The 16,790-nt window shown below is 73.0% G+C and carries 10 protein-coding genes and 1 tRNA gene; 4 read left to right on the top strand and 7 right to left on the bottom strand.

The window, feature by feature from the left end:
* Positions 1–66 precede the first annotated feature (66 nt).
* Genes ACFUNE_RS01495 through ACFUNE_RS01505 form a run of 3 tightly spaced genes read left to right on the top strand, consistent with a single transcriptional unit; the run spans position 67 to position 7,116 of the window.
* Complete coding sequence (locus tag ACFUNE_RS01495) at positions 67–3,390, top strand: FtsX-like permease family protein (protein WP_383561011.1); 3,324 nt, start codon at positions 67–69, stop codon at positions 3,388–3,390.
* A 1-nt stretch (position 3,391) separates the two neighbouring features.
* Positions 3,392–6,163, top strand: a complete 2,772-nt coding sequence (locus ACFUNE_RS01500; protein ID WP_383561013.1) for an FtsX-like permease family protein — start codon at positions 3,392–3,394, stop codon at positions 6,161–6,163.
* The gene (locus ACFUNE_RS01505) at positions 6,160–7,116 is read left to right on the top strand and encodes an ABC transporter ATP-binding protein (RefSeq protein ID WP_383561015.1); all 957 of its coding nucleotides are present in this window, start codon (positions 6,160–6,162) and stop codon (positions 7,114–7,116) included. Before ACFUNE_RS01500 ends, ACFUNE_RS01505 begins: the two co-directional genes overlap by 4 nt.
* A 14-nt stretch (positions 7,117–7,130) precedes the next feature.
* Here ACFUNE_RS01505 and ACFUNE_RS01510 read toward each other — a convergent pair whose 3' ends face one another.
* The 7 genes from ACFUNE_RS01510 to ACFUNE_RS01540 all read right to left on the bottom strand — a co-directional run bounded on the left by ACFUNE_RS01510 (position 7,131) and on the right by ACFUNE_RS01540 (position 15,963).
* On the bottom strand, positions 7,131–7,826 hold the full coding sequence (locus ACFUNE_RS01510) for a hypothetical protein (protein ID WP_383561017.1): 696 nt from the start codon (positions 7,824–7,826) through the stop codon (positions 7,131–7,133).
* Positions 7,823–8,245, bottom strand: coding sequence for an acyl-CoA thioesterase (locus tag ACFUNE_RS01515; RefSeq protein WP_383561019.1), 423 nt, complete (start codon positions 8,243–8,245; stop codon positions 7,823–7,825). Before ACFUNE_RS01515 ends, ACFUNE_RS01510 begins: the two co-directional genes overlap by 4 nt.
* A 5-nt stretch (positions 8,246–8,250) precedes the next feature.
* Positions 8,251–9,915 (bottom strand): energy-dependent translational throttle protein EttA, encoded by a 1,665-nt coding sequence (gene ettA / locus ACFUNE_RS01520; protein WP_383561021.1) that lies wholly within the window; start codon positions 9,913–9,915, stop codon positions 8,251–8,253.
* Positions 9,916–10,122: 207 nt separating this feature from the next.
* Positions 10,123–11,562: a Cys-Gln thioester bond-forming surface protein gene (locus tag ACFUNE_RS01525; RefSeq protein WP_383561670.1), complete on the bottom strand. Its 1,440-nt coding sequence runs from the start codon at positions 11,560–11,562 to the stop codon at positions 10,123–10,125.
* 233 nt (positions 11,563–11,795) lie between these two features.
* On the bottom strand, positions 11,796–12,221 hold the full coding sequence (locus ACFUNE_RS01530) for a single-stranded DNA-binding protein (protein ID WP_383561023.1): 426 nt from the start codon (positions 12,219–12,221) through the stop codon (positions 11,796–11,798).
* Between the two features lie 155 nt (positions 12,222–12,376).
* Positions 12,377–14,323 (bottom strand): GTPase, encoded by a 1,947-nt coding sequence (locus ACFUNE_RS01535; RefSeq protein WP_383561025.1) that lies wholly within the window; start codon positions 14,321–14,323, stop codon positions 12,377–12,379.
* Positions 14,320–15,963 carry a dynamin family protein gene (locus tag ACFUNE_RS01540; protein ID WP_383561027.1) on the bottom strand — a complete coding sequence of 548 codons (1,644 nt, stop codon included), beginning with the start codon at positions 15,961–15,963 and terminating at the stop codon, positions 14,320–14,322. Before ACFUNE_RS01540 ends, ACFUNE_RS01535 begins: the two co-directional genes overlap by 4 nt.
* A gap of 317 nt (positions 15,964–16,280) precedes the next feature.
* Between ACFUNE_RS01540 and ACFUNE_RS01545 the strand changes: the two genes are divergently transcribed.
* Positions 16,281–16,353, top strand: a tRNA-Arg gene (locus ACFUNE_RS01545).
* The last annotated feature ends 437 nt before the right edge of the window (positions 16,354–16,790 follow it).

Raw genomic sequence — 16,790 nt, forward strand, 5'->3', positions numbered from 1 at the left:
CTGAAAGCATCCGGAGCACGCCGGGGGGCGTGCGAGGCGTGCGGCTGCTGAGGTTCGGGGGATCAGGTGACGGGGTTCGTCTTTCTGCGGGCGCGGGCCCACCGGCTCCTGCTTGCCGCCGCCCTCCTGGCCGTGCTGCTCACCACCTGTGTGCTGGCCGCCCTTACGGCGTTCTCCGGTTCGACGGGCGACGCCGCCCTGCGCCACACGCTCACCCACCGCTCCGCGGAGCAGGCCTCCCTCCTCGTCTCGACCGAGGTGGACCGCGAACAGCGGGAGGAGGCCGACGCCACGGTGCGCAGGGCGGCCCGCGACACGTTCGACGGGCTGCCGGTGACCGTGCGGAAGCTGGAGAGTTCGGGGCCGTACGCGTTGCCGCGCGCGTCCGCCGCACAGCGCGGCCAGCCGGATCTGACGCACCTCGCCTCCGTCGACCGCAGCCGTGTGCGCCTGACCGCGGGTCGCATGCCGGACGCCGGGGCCGGGAGTGCGGAACAACCCGTGCAGGTGGCACTGGAGCGTGGCGCCGCCGAGGCGCTGAAGCTCAAGCCCGGCTCCCGGCTCACCCTCACGGACCGGCTGGCCGAGAAGCCCCTGCCGATCGAGATCACGGGCCTGTACGAGGCTGCCGACCTGGCCGACCCGTACTGGCGGCTGGATCCGCTCGGCGGGCGCGGCGCCCGCAAGGTCGTCTTCACCACCTACGGCCCGCTGCTGGCCGACCCGGCCGTGCTCGGTTCCGGCCGGGTCAGCGCCGGTCCGGTGGCCTGGCTGGCCGCCGCCGACTTCCGCACGATGACGACCGGCCGGACCGAGGCGCTGCGCCGGGCGTCGACGGACGGGCCGAAGGCACTGTCCGCGTCGGCGGTGTTCGGGGACGGCGCCACGGTCCGCACCTCGCTGCCGACCGTCATCGACCAGATCGAGCGGGCCCTGCTGGTGTCCCGCTCCACGATCATGATCGTCGCCGTGCAGCTCGTCCTGCTCGCCGGCTACGCCCTGCTGCTGGTGGCCCGGCTGCTGTCCAGCGAGCGGGGCGGCGAGACCGAACTCCTGCGGGCCCGGGGCGCTTCCCGGGGCCGGATCGCCTCGTTGGCCGCGATCGAGGCGCTGCTCCTGGCGGTGCCCGCCGCAGTCGTCGCTCCGCTGCTCGCCGGTCCGCTGACCCGGCTGCTCGCGGAGCGGAGCGAGCTCGGCAGGATCGGGCTGCGGCTCGACGGCGGGGCGGACGGCACGGTGTGGCTGGCGGCGTCTGCCGTCGCGCTGGCGTGCGCGCTCGCCGTGGTCGCCCCGGCGCTGGCGGCGGGCGCGGGCGGACGCCGGGGCGGCAGGACGGCTGCGCTGCCCGCTCCGGTGCGGGCGGGCGCCGACATCGGGCTGCTGCTGATCGCCGGGGTTGCGTACTGGCAGCTGGACCGGCAGACCGGGGCATCGGGCGGCGGCGCCCTCAGCGGCGACCGGGAGGGCGAGCTGGGCATCGATCCGCTGCTGGTCGCCGCCCCCGCGCTGGCCCTGCTCGCGGGCACCGTCCTGACCCTGCGCCTGCTCCCGCCCGCCGCCCGGCTCGCGGAGCGCCGGGCGGCCGGCGGACGGGGGCTTTCGTCGGCACTGGCGGGCTGGCAGTTCAGCCGCCGGCCGCTGCGCGGCGCGGGCCCGGTGCTGCTGCTGGTCCTGTCGGCCGCGATGGGCATGCTGGCCATCGGCCAGAGCGCGTCCTGGGACCGATCGCAGGACGACCAGGCGGACTTCAGGTCGGGCGCGTCGGTGCGCGTGGTGGGCACGCTGTCCGGCGACCCGGCGAAGGCCGCCGCGTACTCGGACGTGCCGGGCGTGCGGGAGGCGGCTCCGGCGTTCCGCACGACGGCCGACCTCTCCGACGGGCGGACGGCCGAGGTGCTCGCGCTGGACACCGGCCACGCGGACGAGCGGATGCTGATGCGGGAGGACCTCTCCGGGACGTCGCCACGGGAGCTGTTCTCGGCGATAGCCCCGCCGAGGACCGAGCGGGCCGGGGTCCTGCTGCCCGGGGGCGGTGAACGGGTGCTGTTCGATCTGCGGATCACGGACACCTCCGCACCCGGCGGCAGGTCGCCGTCCGGCTCGGCACCGATGGTCAGCGTGCTGCTGGAGGACCGTTACGGGATCGGCTACCGGATCGGGGCGGGAACCGTCCCCGTCGACGGCCGCGCGCACACCCTGTCCTTCCCCGTGTCGGCGCCGGGCGAACTGGCGGTGACCGGCTTCGAGCTGGACGGTGACGTGCCGGCGGCCCGCTCCGAGAAGCGGCTGGTCTCGGTGACCGGTCTCCGGGCCCGCACCGCGGACGGCGGCGAGCGGCCCGCACCCGCCTCGGACGGAGTGCGCTGGAACGCCGCCACGACCGTGTCCGAGGGGAGCGAGACCCGCCCGGGCGAAAAGGCCCAGGGGGTGGCCGGCTCGGGCGCCGCCCCTTCCTTCCGGTACGACACCGGGGCTGTCCCGCCCGACGAGTCCTTCTGGGGCAGCGGCTACGCGGTCGGCACGCTCCGGATCACCGCGGCCCGCCCCGCAGCCCCCGCTCTCAGGGCGGTGGCCACCGACGCGTATCTGGCGTACGCGGGGGCGGAGCTGGGCCAGGAGGTCGACCTCACGCTGGCGGGCAACACGGTCCGGGTGAAGCTGGTCGAGGCGGTGCGGGAGCTCCCGACGACCGGCCCCGGCGCGGCCCAGGACGCCTCCGGGGGTGCGTCGGAGGACTCGTCCACGAAGCCGGGCGGCAGCCTGCTGCTGGACCTCGAAGCGGTGTCTCAGGTGCTCGCCCACCGGTCCGGCGCCACCCTCGCGCCCACCGAATGGTGGCTGAGCACGGCGCCCGGCGACGGCCCCGAGGTGGCGGCGGAGCTGCGTGCGCTGCCCGGGACCGATCCTACGCAGGTGCGGGTGCGGGACGAGGTGGCGCGGGAGCTGGCGGACGACCCGCTGGGGGCGGGTCCGCAGTCCGCGATGCTGGCCGTCGCGGTGGTGGCCGCCGCCCTGGCGGCCGTCGGATTCGCCGTGGGCCTCGTGGGGTCGCAGCGCGAACGGGCCGCCGAGAACGCCGTGTTGCGGGCCCTGGGCGCGCCCAGGCGCCGACTGGCCCGGATGATGGCGGCCGAACAGGGGGTGCTGATCACCCTGGCCCTGCTGATCGGGCTCGCCCTCGGGGCGGTGCTCACCAGGGCCGTCGTGCCGCTCGTCGTGCTGACCGGGCAGGCGGCCAGGCCGGTGCCGGAGGTGCTGGTGCTGCTGCCGGCCGGGCAGGTCGCGGTCCTGCTGGCGTCGGTCGCCGCGCTGCCGCTGCTGATCGTCGCCGCGATCACACTGCGCCGCGCCGATCCTGCGGTATCGCTGCGCCACCAGGGGGACAACTGACATGAACGCCGCCAAGATTCCGGCCGCCTGCGCTCCCTGGGTGCGCACGAGGCTGCGTACCGCCCCCGGTGTCTCCGCCGCCCTGGCCGTCCTGGTCCTCCTGACCGCCTTCCTCGCCGCCGCGTTCCCGCGTTCCGTCGACGCGTACGAGACGGAGGCGCTGCGGCACGACGTCGCGGCCGCGTCCCCGGGACAGAGCGTGCTCGAGGTGACGACGCTGCCGCCCCCGCTCGGGCAGGCCGCCTCGGTCCGTGAGGGCGCGCTGCGGGAGAGGGCCCTGTCGTCCGCCGGCGACGCGCTGGTCGCGGCGCTCCCCGACCCCGTGCGCGCCGACCTGCCCAACTCCTCGTACGGCGTGCACACCACGAAGCCCCTGGTCGCGGACGAGGACTGGCTCCCGCGTCCCAACGCGTCTCCGCCCCAGCTCACCTACGCCGCCCCGTCGGCTCTTCCCGAGCACAGCACTCTGCGGTCGGGGCGCCTGCCCGTCACGCGGGGCCCGGTGACGCAGAGCACCGGTGAGGTGGAGGCGGCCGTCACCGAGGAGACGGCCGAAGCGCTGAGGATGAAACCGGGCTCCACCATCGGAGTGCCCACCCAGAGCGGAGAGCCGCTCACCGTACGCATCACCGGGATCGTCGCGCCCCTGCGGCCGGAGAGCGCCTACTGGGCGGTCGACCCGCTGTTCCGCGCCCCGTCCCTGGTTCAGGACCCCGGATCCCCGACACCCGTCCTCTACTGGCGGGCGACGCTCCTCCTGCCCCCGGACGCGGGCCCGGCTCTGCTCGCCACCACGGGGGAGCCGGAGCTGTTCTGGCGCGTGGCACCGGACGCCTCGGGGCTGACAGCGGCCGACGTGCCCGCGCTGGAGTCCGGTGTCGCGGCGGTGGAGAACGGTCCCGGTCTGCTGGAGCTGCGCGACATCGCGGGGCCGAACACCACGCTCACGACCGATCTGGACGCGATCCTCGACAGCTATTCCTCGATGCGCTCCGCCGTCGGCCCCGTCGTCACGGTCGCCGCCGTCGGCATCGGCGCGGTGGCCGCCGTGGTCCTCCTGATGACGGGCGGGCTGATCGGCGCCCGCCGCCACCACGAGCTGGCCCTGCTGCGTTCCCGGGGCGGCTCGCTGCGGGGCATAGGCGGGCGGCTGCTCGCCGAGACCGCGGTGGCCGTGCTGCCCGCGGCGGCGCTCGGGCTGCTGTTGGCCGTCCTGCTCGTCGGCGAGGCCCGGTTCCTGCCGGCCCTGCTGGGCGCCTCCGCCGTAGCCGCGCTCGTCTGCCTGGTACTGCCCCTGCGGACGGCCCTGCAGCACCGCAGGGCGCTGCTGCACGGCGCCCGCGACGAGATGATGAACGCCCGGCCCACCCGGCGCCGCACGGTGGCCGAGGTGACCCTGCTGGTGCTGGCCGCCGGAGCGGTCGCGGCGTTGCGCCGGCGGGGCACGTCGTCCGGTTCCGGCGCCGATCTGCTGGTGAGCGCCGCGCCCGTCCTGGTGGGGCTGATCGCCGCGCTCGTCCTCGTGCGGCTCTACCCCCTGCCGCTGCGGCTGGCGGCCCGCCCCGTGGCGCGGCTGCGTGGTGCGGTCGGCTTCCTGTCGCTGGCCCGCGCGGGCCGGGCCTCGTCGAGCGGCACACTGCCCTTGCTGGCACTGCTGATCGCGCTGACGACGGCGGCGTTCGGCGGCTCGGTCCTCGCGGGGGTCGCGGACGCGCGGGACGCAGCGGCGCTGCGCGCGGTCGGCGCGGACGCGAGGATCAGCGGCGAGGGCGGGCTCTCCCCGCTCACCGAGGACACCGTCCGCCGGGTGCGGGCGGTGGACGGGGTCCAGGACGTGGCGGCCGTACGCATCGAGTACGCGACTCCGCTCGCGGCCTCCCTGGACGTCAGGTCGACCACGAAGCGCGCCACCCTGCTGGGCGTCGAACCGGACTCGTACGCGCGACTGGCCCGCTCCACCGGGCTGCCGTCCTTCCCCACGGCCGCGCTGAAGGGCGCGCCGGGACGGGACAAGGCCCTTCCGGCGGTCGTCTCGCCCGCGCTCGCGGAGCGGCTGGGCGAGCGCCCGCACACCATCCGGTCGCAGGCCGGGGACATCAGGGTGCGGGTCGCCGGGGTGCTCGCACGCACCTCCGCGGTGAGCGACGCGGAGTTCCTGATCGTCGACGCGAAGGGACTCGCCCAGCCTGATCCCACGACGCTGCTGGTCACCGGAGCCCCTCTCGACCCCGAGCGGCTGCGGGCCGCCGCGAAGGAGGCCGGGCCGGTCGTCACGGTGGGGCTGCGGTCGGCGGAGCGCGAACGGTTCGTGGACACCCCGATGCAGTCGGGCGCCGAACGGATCTACGGAGCGGGGGTCGTCGCGGGCGCCGGATTCGCCCTGCTCGCCGTGCTCCTCTCCCTCCTGCAGACGGCGCCGGAGCGCACCACGCTCCTGGCCCGGCTGCGGACCATGGGGCTCACCACCCGGCAGGGGCGGCGGCTGCTCGCGTTCGAGGCGATGCCTCAGGCGCTGCTGGCCGCCTTCGGCGGGCTCCTCGTCGGCTGGGCGACCATCGCCCTGCTGGCCCCCGGCATCGACCTGGGCGCACTGGCACTGTCCGGCGGCGCCCCCTCCTCCTCGCACGCGGCCACGCTGCGGGCCGACCTCCGGTCGCTGGCGCTCCCGGCGGTGGGCGTGGTCGTCCTCGCCGCCACCGTGGCCGGTGTCCAGGCCTGGTGGGCGAGCCGCCGCGGATCGATCAAGGAACTCAGGGCAGGAGACACCCGGTGACATCGTCGACAGAGACCACCCTGGCGGAGCTCGAACAGCGGGCCGCCGCGCGCCGCGACCGGCCGTCGTACGGGCACGACGCCCTGATCGCCTGCGACCGGCTGGTGCGCATCTTCTCCGCCGACGGGGTGGAGGTGCAGGCACTCCAGGGCCTCGATCTCCTGGTGGCCGAAGGCGAGTTGATGGCCCTGGTCGGCGCCTCGGGCAGCGGGAAGTCGACCCTGATGAACATCCTGGCGGGCCTGGACGTGCCCACGGCCGGGTCGGCGAAGGTGGCGGGCTGCGACCTGCTGGCGATGGGACAGAAGGAGCGGCTGCGCTACCGCCGCGACATCGTCGGTTTCGTCTGGCAGCAGACCTCGCGCAATCTGCTGTCGTATCTGACCGCCGTCCAGAACGTCACGCTGCCGATGCAGCTGCGCGGTCGCGGGCGGAACCGCGAACGGGCCGCGCGGGCCGAGTCGTTGCTGGGGATGCTGGATGTCGCCGACTGCCGCGACCGGCGCCCCGCCCAGATGTCCGGCGGTCAGCAGCAGCGGGTGGCGATCGCGGTGGCGCTGGCCAACAACCCCTCGGTGCTGCTCGCCGACGAACCGACCGGTGAGCTCGACTCCGCCACGGGCGAGCAGGTGTTCGCGGCGTTCCGCCGCGCCAACGAGGAGCTCGGCACGACGATCGTGATCGTCACCCACGACCAGGCGGTGGCGAGCGAGGTGCGCCGCACGGTCGCGATCCGCGACGGCCGGACGTCCTCCGAGGTGCTGCGGCGCACCGAGGTGGACGCGGCGACGGGGCAGGAGTCCCAGGTGGCGCGGGAGTACGCGATGCTCGACCGGGCCGGCCGGCTGCAGCTGCCCGCGGAGTACACCGAGGCGCTGGGCATGGAGCACCGGGTGTTGCTCGAACTGGAGCAGGACCACATCGGGGTGTGGCCGGACGCGCCGAAGGAGTAGGCGCGGCGCACGCCTCAGACGGTACCGACGGTCACGGCGAGCGTGCCGAGGCCGCCGCTCGCCCCCCGCAGCGCCACCGACCCGAAGGGCGTGCGCAGCCGCAGCCAGGATCCGGCCGCGAGCAGTGCGACGGGGAAGCCGGGCGCGGAGCGCAGGAAGCCGAGGGACTGGGCGGCGTGCACGGCGCGCAGCGGAAGCTCCGTGTCCCCGACCGTCCGGGACCAGATGTCGCGGCCGATCAGGTCGCGTTCGGCGCGGGTGCGCCGGTCCTCGGGCAGTGCCGCGTCCCGGGCCCGGAACTCGGCCACGGCGCCGGTGAGCGCGGTGCGCAGGTCGAGGGGGTCCGGCAGTCCGGGGCGTTCCTGCCAGCCGCCGCGGGGCGGCAGCATCCCCGCCCACGGCGGTCCCGTGACCGGCGCGGGCAGGGCGCTCACGCCGGGTGCTGCTCCGGCCCCGTCCGTGTCCACCGCTTCGAGGAGTTCACCGGCCGAGACCGTGACGTCGAAGTCGTGGGCACCGGACAGCCGGACCGTACGGATCGCGAGGACCTCGAACGACGGCGGCCGGCCGAAGACGGCCAGCGCGCCGCCGCGCGCCTGGAGACGGACGGCGGCGGCGCGGTCGTAGTGCAGCAGCCTGCCGAGGAAGGCGGCGAGGTCCGCCGCCTCCCTCGCGTCGGCGAACCGCGGCGACCGTACGGGCACTGTCATACGACGGCGGGCTCCTGGTCGAGGTACTCCTGCAGGAAGAGCTTCTCCTCGGCGGTGATCCGCCGGGGCCGCGCCTCGGCCAGGTCGTAGGGCACGACGACCGTCGACGCCCTTACGTAGACCTGCTCGGGGTCCTTGACCTCGTAGGAGATCGTCAGCGACGCCGCCGTTATCTTCGTGACCCACGACTCGATGGTCACCGGCGCGTGCCGGTGGACCAGCGGGCGCACGTAGTCGATCTCGTGACGGGCCACGACGGACCCGCCCGAGAAGGACGGCGAGCCGTCCCCCGGCGCCAGCCGGAACATGAAGTCGATGCGCGCCTCCTCCAGGTAGCGGAGGAAGACCACGTTGTTCACGTGGCCGAAGGCATCCATGTCCGACCAGCGCAAGGGGCAGCTGTAGATGTGACGGGCCAACTCGATCAGCCTCGCGTGAGCTTCTTGTACGTGGCGCGGTGCGGGCGGGCCGCGTCCGCGCCGAGGCGCTCGACCTTGTTCTTCTCGTACGACTCGAAGTTGCCCTCGAACCAGTACCACTTGGAGTCGCCCTCGTACGCCAGGATGTGCGTGGCGACGCGGTCCAGGAACCAGCGGTCGTGGGAGATGACCACCGCTGCTCCGGGGAACTCCAGCAGCGCGTTCTCGAGCGAGGACAGGGTCTCGACGTCGAGGTCGTTGGTGGGCTCGTCGAGGAGCAGCAGGTTGCCGCCCTCCTTGAGCGTGAGCGCCAGGTTGAGGCGGTTGCGCTCACCACCGGAGAGGACACCGGCCGGCTTCTGCTGGTCCGGGCCCTTGAAGCCGAACGCGGAGACGTACGCCCGCGAGGGCATCTCGACGTTCCCGACGTTGATGTAGTCCAGCTCGTCCGACACGACGGCCCAGAGGGTCTTCTTCGGGTCGATGTTGGCGCGGGACTGGTCGACGTAGGAGATCTTGACCGTGTCGCCGACCTTGATGGCGCCGGAGTCCGGCGTCTCCAGGCCCTGGATCATCTTGAACAGCGTGGTCTTGCCGGCGCCGTTCGGGCCGATGATGCCGACGATGCCGTTGCGCGGCAGCGTGAACGACAGGTCGTCGATGAGGACCTTGTCGCCGAAGGCCTTCGAGAGGTTCTCGACCTCGACGACGATGGAACCGAGACGCGGGCCCGGCGGGATCTGGATCTCCTCGAAGTCCAGCTTCCGCATCTTGTCCGCCTCGGCCGCCATCTCCTCGTAACGGGCGAGACGTGCCTTGGACTTGGTCTGACGGCCCTTGGCGTTGGAGCGGACCCACTCAAGCTCTTCCTTGAGCCGCTTCTGGCGCTTCTCGTCCTTGCGGCCCTCGACCTTGAGACGGGCCTGCTTCTTCTCCAGGTACGTGGAGTAGTTGCCCTCGTAGGCGATGGCGCGGCCGCGGTCGAGCTCGAGGATCCACTCGGCGACGTTGTTCAGGAAGTACCGGTCGTGGGTCACGGCGATGACGCAGCCCGCGTACTTCGAGAGGTGCTGCTCCAGCCAGTTCACCGACTCGGCGTCGAGGTGGTTGGTGGGCTCGTCGAGGAGGAGCAGGTCCGGGGCCTCGATGAGCAGCTTGCAGAGCGCCACACGGCGCTTCTCGCCGCCGGAGAGGTTGTTGACGGGCCAGTCGCCGGGCGGGCAGCCCAGGGCGTCCATGGCCTGCTCCAGCTGGGCGTCGAGGTCCCACGCGTTGGCGTGGTCCAGGTCCTCCTGGAGCTTGCCCATCTCGTCCATGAGCGCGTCGGAGTAGTCGGTCGCCATGAGCTCGGCGACCTCGTTGAAGCGCTTGAGCTTGCCCATGATCTCGGCGGCGCCGTCCTGGACGTTCTCCAGGACGGTCTTCGACTCGTCGAGCTTCGGCTCCTGCATGAGGATGCCGACGCTGAAACCGGGCGTGATGTACGCCTCGCCGTTGGACGGCTGCTCCAGGCCCGCCATGATCTTCAGCACCGTGGACTTACCGGCGCCGTTGGGCCCCACGACACCGATCTTCGCGCCGGGCAGGAAGTTCAGGGTGACGTCATCGAGAATCACCTTGTCGCCGTGCGCCTTGCGCGTCTTGCGCATGGTGTAGATGAACTCAGCCAAGAGAAACCGTCCGGCAGCAATAGAGGTGTGGGCAGATACACCCATCTTGCCTGACGTCCGCACCCGGAAGGAAACCCGTCCGGTCCCCGGTACACGCCCGGCGCACCCCCCTCACGTCCCCGCGGAGGGCCCGGGAACGCGAAGTGCCTGGTACGGGGGTCCGTACCAGGCACTTCACCGGCGCCCTACCGCTGCGCCCGTGTTCGGTCACTCACCGCTGGTCTGCGTCTTCTTCCGGCGGAGGAAGAAGACCGCGCCGCCGCCGAGGACGACGAGGGCGATGGCGACACCCGCGATGACGGGGGTGGCGCTGGAACCGCCGGTGGCGGCGAGGTCACCCTCGGTGCCGGGCGTGCTCGCGGCGGGCGCGGGCGTGGGCTCGGAGCCGGTCTGGGTGGTCACGTCGTCACCCGGGGCGGGGGTGCCGGCGGTCTCGCAGTCCAGGACGCCCGTGAAGTTCTTGCTGAAGCCGTCCGGACCGGTGATCGTGAAGTCGTAGGCCTCGTCCTCGCCGACCGGGACGGTCACCGTGCTGGTCTCACCGGCCGGGATGGTGTGCTCGGTGCCGGCGAGCTCGAAGGTGAACGCCTCGTCACCCGTGTTGCTCGTGGTGATGTCGACGCCGCCCTTGGCGCAGTTCTTCTCAGCGGTCACCGCCGGGACGGCGCCCTTCTCGGCCCAGGTGGCGGTCGCCGTCGCGGAGACGGTGGACTCGCTGGAGCCGGCGAGGATCATCGTCTGGCTCTTGATCAGCCCGGCGAAGACCCGGCCCACGGGCACGGAGGTCGAGGCCTGGACGGAGAGCGAGGCGGAGCCGTCGGTGGCGTCCTCGGGGACGGAGAAGTACAGGTCGGTGCCGTCGGCGGCCTCGGTGACGGGCTTGCCGGCCTTGTCCGTGACCTGGACCCCGCTGGCGGCGGCGTCGGCGGGCGGTGCCACCGAGACCTGGCCGGCGTCGGTGTGGACGGTGATCGGACCCAGCTTCTCACCGGCCTTGCCGGAGACCGCGGCCGGAGAGAGCCCCACGGATGCCTTGGGCTCCGCGACGTTCTGGGCGTTCGCCTCCAGCCAGTCGGCGAGCTTCTCGGCGTTCGCGTCCTGGGCCGTCACGTCGGCCTTGTCCGAGAAGCGCCAGATGGCGACCTGGGTGCCGGCGGCGGCGGTCTTCTCGTCGAGCGGGCCGGTGCCGGCCTTCTCGGCGAGCGCCGCGAAGTCGTTGACCTGCGGGTAGGAGTGCTGAAGGATCCAGCGCACCTTGCCGGCGTCCGCGTTGGCACCGAGCGAAGACTGGTCCCAGGGGGTCTCCAGGTACTTCGCGTCGTCCTTGGTGGGCGTGTGGAAGTCGATGCAGTACGTCTGGATGGTGCCGCCGCCGTCGACCTTCATCTCGAACAGGCCGGCGGGCAGCTCCTGGGGCTTCTTGCCCTCACCGGTGTTGAGCTCGGCGGTGCCGTAGGTCTTCAGACCGTCCAGGACGGCGACCGCACCACCCTGGTGCTGACCCGACTCGTCCGTCGGCGCGGCCGTGGCGGCCGTCGCTCCGATGACCGTTCCCGCAGCGACCAGCCCGGTGGCCAGCATCGCGGCGGCCGCCCTGACGAGACCGCGGCCGTGGCCCTTGCTCCGGCCCCCTGGGGAGCCCTCCATCGCCGCCGCCGTCGACGACGTGGATGCTGAAGACACAGAAAACACAGAATTCCCCTCCGGGCGAGACCTTCACGCTTGAGGTGCGTGTGGGAGGTGTCTCGCCAGCAAACTCAAGTGCCGCATGAGTACTGGGGAATCGTAAGGAGTGAGCGAAGAGGAATCCCCCCTCATGCCGTCACATAAGCATTCCGACTCGTAATCGTTATCGCCCTGTTCGGCGCGCCCCCTCTCCTTCAGGACATCGATACCATTTCTGTGGCCGGTTTCTGACGATGCGTAGGCGCCGTAAGGGTGGGATCGGCTCTGACCACCCGCCGGAACGCGGCCGTCCCCCTGGTCAGGTCGTGCCCCACAGCCACGGCCTCGATGTCCACAGAGGTCTTCCACACCCCGTCCCGCTCCTCCTCGCGGACTTTCAGACGGCCGTGCACGACGAGCGGCTCACCGACCGAGACCGATCCGGACAGATTCGCCGCGAGCGTCCGCCGCGCCCACACCGTGTAGAAACTGGTGCGGCCGTCCGCCCAGTTCTGCTGCTCCCGGTCCCACCGCCGGGGCGTCACCGCCAAACGGAATCTGGCCGTCGATCCGCTCGCCGTCTCCCGGAAGTCCACCGGCGTCGCGGCGTTTCCCACCAGCGTCACCAAGGTCTCGTTCATTTCCCGTCCCCCGATTCCTGCCACATTCCGTCCGCTTTCCGGCCCGCTGTCCACCCTGCACCGATGCGGTGCGAAGAAGTACGATCCGGTGCGTCTGTCCGATCCCGTGCACACCATGGTGGACGGGAACCGGGAATCCTGCCGGGACCTGTGGATTACCCGCCGGTTGTGGACAACTCCGTCACCGCCACATAGCGCTCCCGGACCTCGCGGTAGCGCGCCAGCTCCGCCGCCACCGGGTCCAGGACCCTGGCCCGGCCGCAGCCGGCGGCGGCCTCGCGGAGCCGCCGTTCGGCCTCCTGCCCGTACCGGCGGGCGGGCCCGCGGGCCGCGGCCGCGCAGGACCACTCCACGAGTGGACCGCCGACCACCCCGGCCAGCATGAGGAGGGCGGGGACGAGCAGCCCGGGTTCGATCACGCCCACGATCTGGCCGAGCAGCCACAGCCCGCCGAAGATCTGAAGCAGCGTCATCGAGGCCTGCGCGAGCACCGCCGCGGGCCACCACGCCGGGCGCGGCGGCCTGGCGGCCCTGGCGCCCTGGACACCGGCGACGGGGGCCGTGACCGGGAGACCGGAGCCGCGCTTCGCCGCACCCTTGCCTCCCGTCCCCAGGGCCGTGGATCCGGTGTCCCCGTTGCCTCCGCGGCCCCGGCCGACGGCCCCCGCCTGCGCGTTCCGCGAGAGCTCGTCCAGCGCCTCCGGCAGCCCCTTCGCCCCGTTCACCGCCGCCTCCCGCACCGCCTGCGCCCAGGGGGCGGGCAGTCCGTCCACCGCGTCGTCCGCCAGCTTCCGCACGGCCTGTTCCACCCGCTGCCGCGCGGTGAGCTCCTCCTCCGGCGGCGCCAGCGCCTGCGCCATCAGGTCGAGACCGCCCAGCTGCCGGGTGGACTCGTACCAGCGCCACAGCCGCAGCCAGGGTGTCCCGCAGGCCCGTCCCGCGTTCCTGCGCCACTCGCGCTCCGCCGCCTGCCCGGCCGCCGCCGCGCCGACGGCCTCGGCGAGCCGGTCGGTGAACTGCTCGCGGGCCCGCTCCCCCAGCCCCGGCCGGCCCTCGGCGACGTACACGGGCCGGAGCCGGGCGGCGGCGGCGTCCACGTCGGCGGAGAGCCTGCGGGCCGCGGCCGTGCGGTCCTGGACGAATCTGCCGAGCAGCTCGCGCAGGTCGCCCACCCCGGCCCCGCTCAGCGCGGACAGGGGCAGGACGGTGGCGCCCGGTTCGCCGTGCTCCCCCACCGCCATGCCGTCCTCGTCGAGCAGCCGGCGCAGATCGTCCAGGACCAGGTCGGCTGCCTCACCGGAGAGCCGGTCGATCTGGTTGAGCACGACGAACGAGACCTCCGCATGCCCGGCGAGCGGTCGCAGATAGCGCTCGTGCAGGGCCGCGTCGGCGTACTTCTCCGGGTCGACGACCCAGATCACCGCGTCGACCAGGGCGAGGACCCGGTCCACCTGCTCCCGGTGGCCCGTGGCAGCCGAGTCGTGGTCGGGCAGGTCCACCAGGACGAGCCCCTGGAGCGCCTCGTCGGTGGCCGTGCCGCCCTGCACCGGCCTGCGCCGCAGCCGGCCCGGGACGGCCAGCCGGTCGAGCAGCCCGGCGGCGCCGTCGGTCCAGCTGCAGGCGATCGGGGCCGAGGTGGTCGGCCTGCGGAGCCCGGTGTCGGAGATCTGGACGCCCGCGAGCGCGTTGAAGAGGGTGGACTTCCCGCTGCCGGTGGCCCCTGCGATGGCGACGACCGTGTGCCGGGAGGAGAGCCGCTGGCGGGCCGACGCCTCGTCGAGCACGCGTCCCGCCTCGGCGAGGGTGTCGCCGTCGAGCCGGGCGCGGGAGAGTCCGACCAGCTCACGCAGCGCGTCCAGCCGCGGTCGCAACGGGCTGCCGGGCAGTCCGTACGCCTCGACCTGCGGCCCGGGCTCGTCCTGGGGCCCCGGCTCGGACCGGACGGCCTGCCCGCCCTCCCCGTTGTCCTGCACGGCGTCGGCGGCACGGCGCGCGATCAGCCCGTCGTCCCAGTGGCGCCCCTCGTCCCCCCGGCCCTCCTCCACGCCGTCGTTCTCCGGTCCCTGTCCGTGGTCCCGGCCCTGTTCAGTGACGGCAGTCATCGCTGCCACCTCTCCTTCTGCAGTACGGACAGCGCGGCAATGAGTTCGGCCTGCGGCTCGGGGGCGACTTCGAGCGCGTCCAGCGGGGCGAGCCGCCGGTCGCGTTCGCCGTGCATGACCTGGTCCAGACAGCTGGTGAGCAGCGCCCCGCCCTTGTCACGGAGGCGCAGCGCCCCCTGGGCGCCGATCCGCTCGGCGAGCTGCTCCCCGGCGCCCCTGGCACGGCGTCCGCCGAGCAGGGCTGCGGCCAGCAGTGCCGCCACGGTCTCGGCGTCGGGCGCGGCGTTGCGTTCGAGCAGCCGCGTCTCCTCCTCGGCCAGTTCCTCCAGGACCCGCCGCCAGCGCCGTACGGCCATGCCGATACGGCCCTGGATGTCCTCGGCGGGTCCCCACCCGCCGGCTTCCCGGCCGGCGTCCTCGAACCGGAACATCCCGGCGGCGGGCTCGCGCTGCCAGGTCGTGCGGATCTGTTCGTCGGACGCCGCCACGGCGCACTGGAGCAGGGCCACAAGACTCTCCACGAGGGCGTCCAGCAGCTCACCCGCACTGCTGTAGAGCGGATATCCGCGCCACCGGGTGCGGGCGCCGCCGGCGAGCACCGCACCGTCCCGGAGCCTCCGCCTCACGCGCGAGAGCTCCTTCCCGTACGCCTCCTCGACGACGCCGGTCAGCCGCACGGCCGCCGCGTACTGCGCGGCCACCGCACCGGCGAGCTCGGGCATCCGCACGTTGAGCGAGTCGATGACGCCCGACGCCGTCCGTCCCACCGCCTGCTGACGGGCCGCCGGGTCCTGGGCCCGGTGGGTCAGCCAGGCGCGCAGGGGCGCGACGGCGGTGGTGGGCAGCAGTCCGCTGCCGCCGCCCGCGGACTCGGGAAGCTCCGGGATGGTGAAGCGCGGCACCTCGCCGAGACCGGCCCTGGTGAGCAGGGCGGCGTACTGCCGGGACACCTCGGCGATCACCTGGTGAGGCACCCGGTCCAGGACGGTGACCAGTGAGGCGTCGTACTCCTTCGCGGTGCGCAGCAGATGCCACGGCACGGCGTCCGCGTACCGGGACGCGGTGGTCACCATGACCCACACGTCGGCGGCGCAGATGAGCTCGGCGGCCAGGACCCGGTTCCGCACGACGAGGGAGTCGATGTCGGGGGCGTCCAGGAGCGCCAGCCCCCGGGGCAGCGTCGCCGCGGTCTCCACCCGCAGTACGGCGTCGTCCCGCTCGCCGTCGGCGCCGAGGTGGTCCAGTCCGTCCTGATCCGTGACCTGCCCCGGAGGCAGCCATACCCGGGTCAGCTGCGGGAGCACCCGCACACCGGCGAACCAGTGGTGGTCGTCCGGGTGGCAGACGAGTACGGGAGTGCGCGTCGTGGGGCGCAGGACACCGGCCTCACTGACCCGGCATCCCACGAGCGAGTTGACGAGCGTCGACTTGCCCGCGCCGGTGGATCCCCCGATCACGGCGAGCAGCGGCGCCTCGGGGTCCTTGAGGCGGGGTACGAGGTAGTCGTCGAGCTGGGCGAGGAGTTCGGTTCGCGTCTGCCGGGCGCGCGGGGCCCCCGGCAGGGGAAGTGGAAGACGCACGGCAGCGACACGGTCGCGCAGGGCGGAAAGTGCGTCGATGAGCTGGGGCCGTACGTCCATGGTTACCACATGTGAAGAATGCCCAATTTTGACGCCTTTTTGAAGCGTATAGGCCTCTCTGCGCGGCGGATCCACCCTTGGGGACAGAGGGGACGAGTGGGACGCAGGCATAACGACTGCACAACACCCGGGGCGTGAGGCGCGAAAAGCGATGCATGAATCGCACCCACCTGCGATTATCGGTTCGCTTCACCGAACCTCCACATCGTGCCACGCAGGTGAAGCAACCGGGACGAGGTGATCTGAGCCCTATCCTTGTCCCGGCAAGGTCCCGGATGGCTTGAACCAGCGCCTTCCGGGCACCAGGCCGACACCCGGCCCCCGTAGCTCAGTGGATAGAGCAGGCGCCTTCTAAGCGCTTGGCCGCAGGTTCGAGTCCTGCCGGGGGCGCAAACCCATCCTCACCAGCGAAGACGCCGGTGAGGATTTTGCTTGGCCCGATGCACATCGCTTGTCCGCCAAGCGCCTTGACCGCCCACGACAACGGGCAGCAGGGTGAACCCGTGACAGATGTGCGGCGTCGCACTCGCCCCGGTCGGGGCGCTCCGGGTGCGATACGCGTCTCGGGCAGCCGGCCGACCTGGAAGCGAGCCCGGAGATCTGGTTCCGGTTCACGGTGCCGGAGAACAAGCTCAATCAACGAGTACATCAAGGGCCTGGGAACGGCCGACCGGCTACGTCACGGTTTCGCGGTGGCCGACCGGTCCGGCCGGCGCCCCGCGCTTCGGCGTCAGCGATTCACTTCTTCACCGGCGGGCAGGTGCCCGTGTCCTCACCGATGGAGTTGATCTCGGCGTTCGACCGCGAGTCACCCGCGTAGTTGATCC

Origin of the sequence: Streptomyces sp. NPDC057287 (assembly GCF_042667905.1) — a bacterium.
GTDB lineage: Bacteria > Actinomycetota > Actinomycetes > Streptomycetales > Streptomycetaceae > Streptomyces.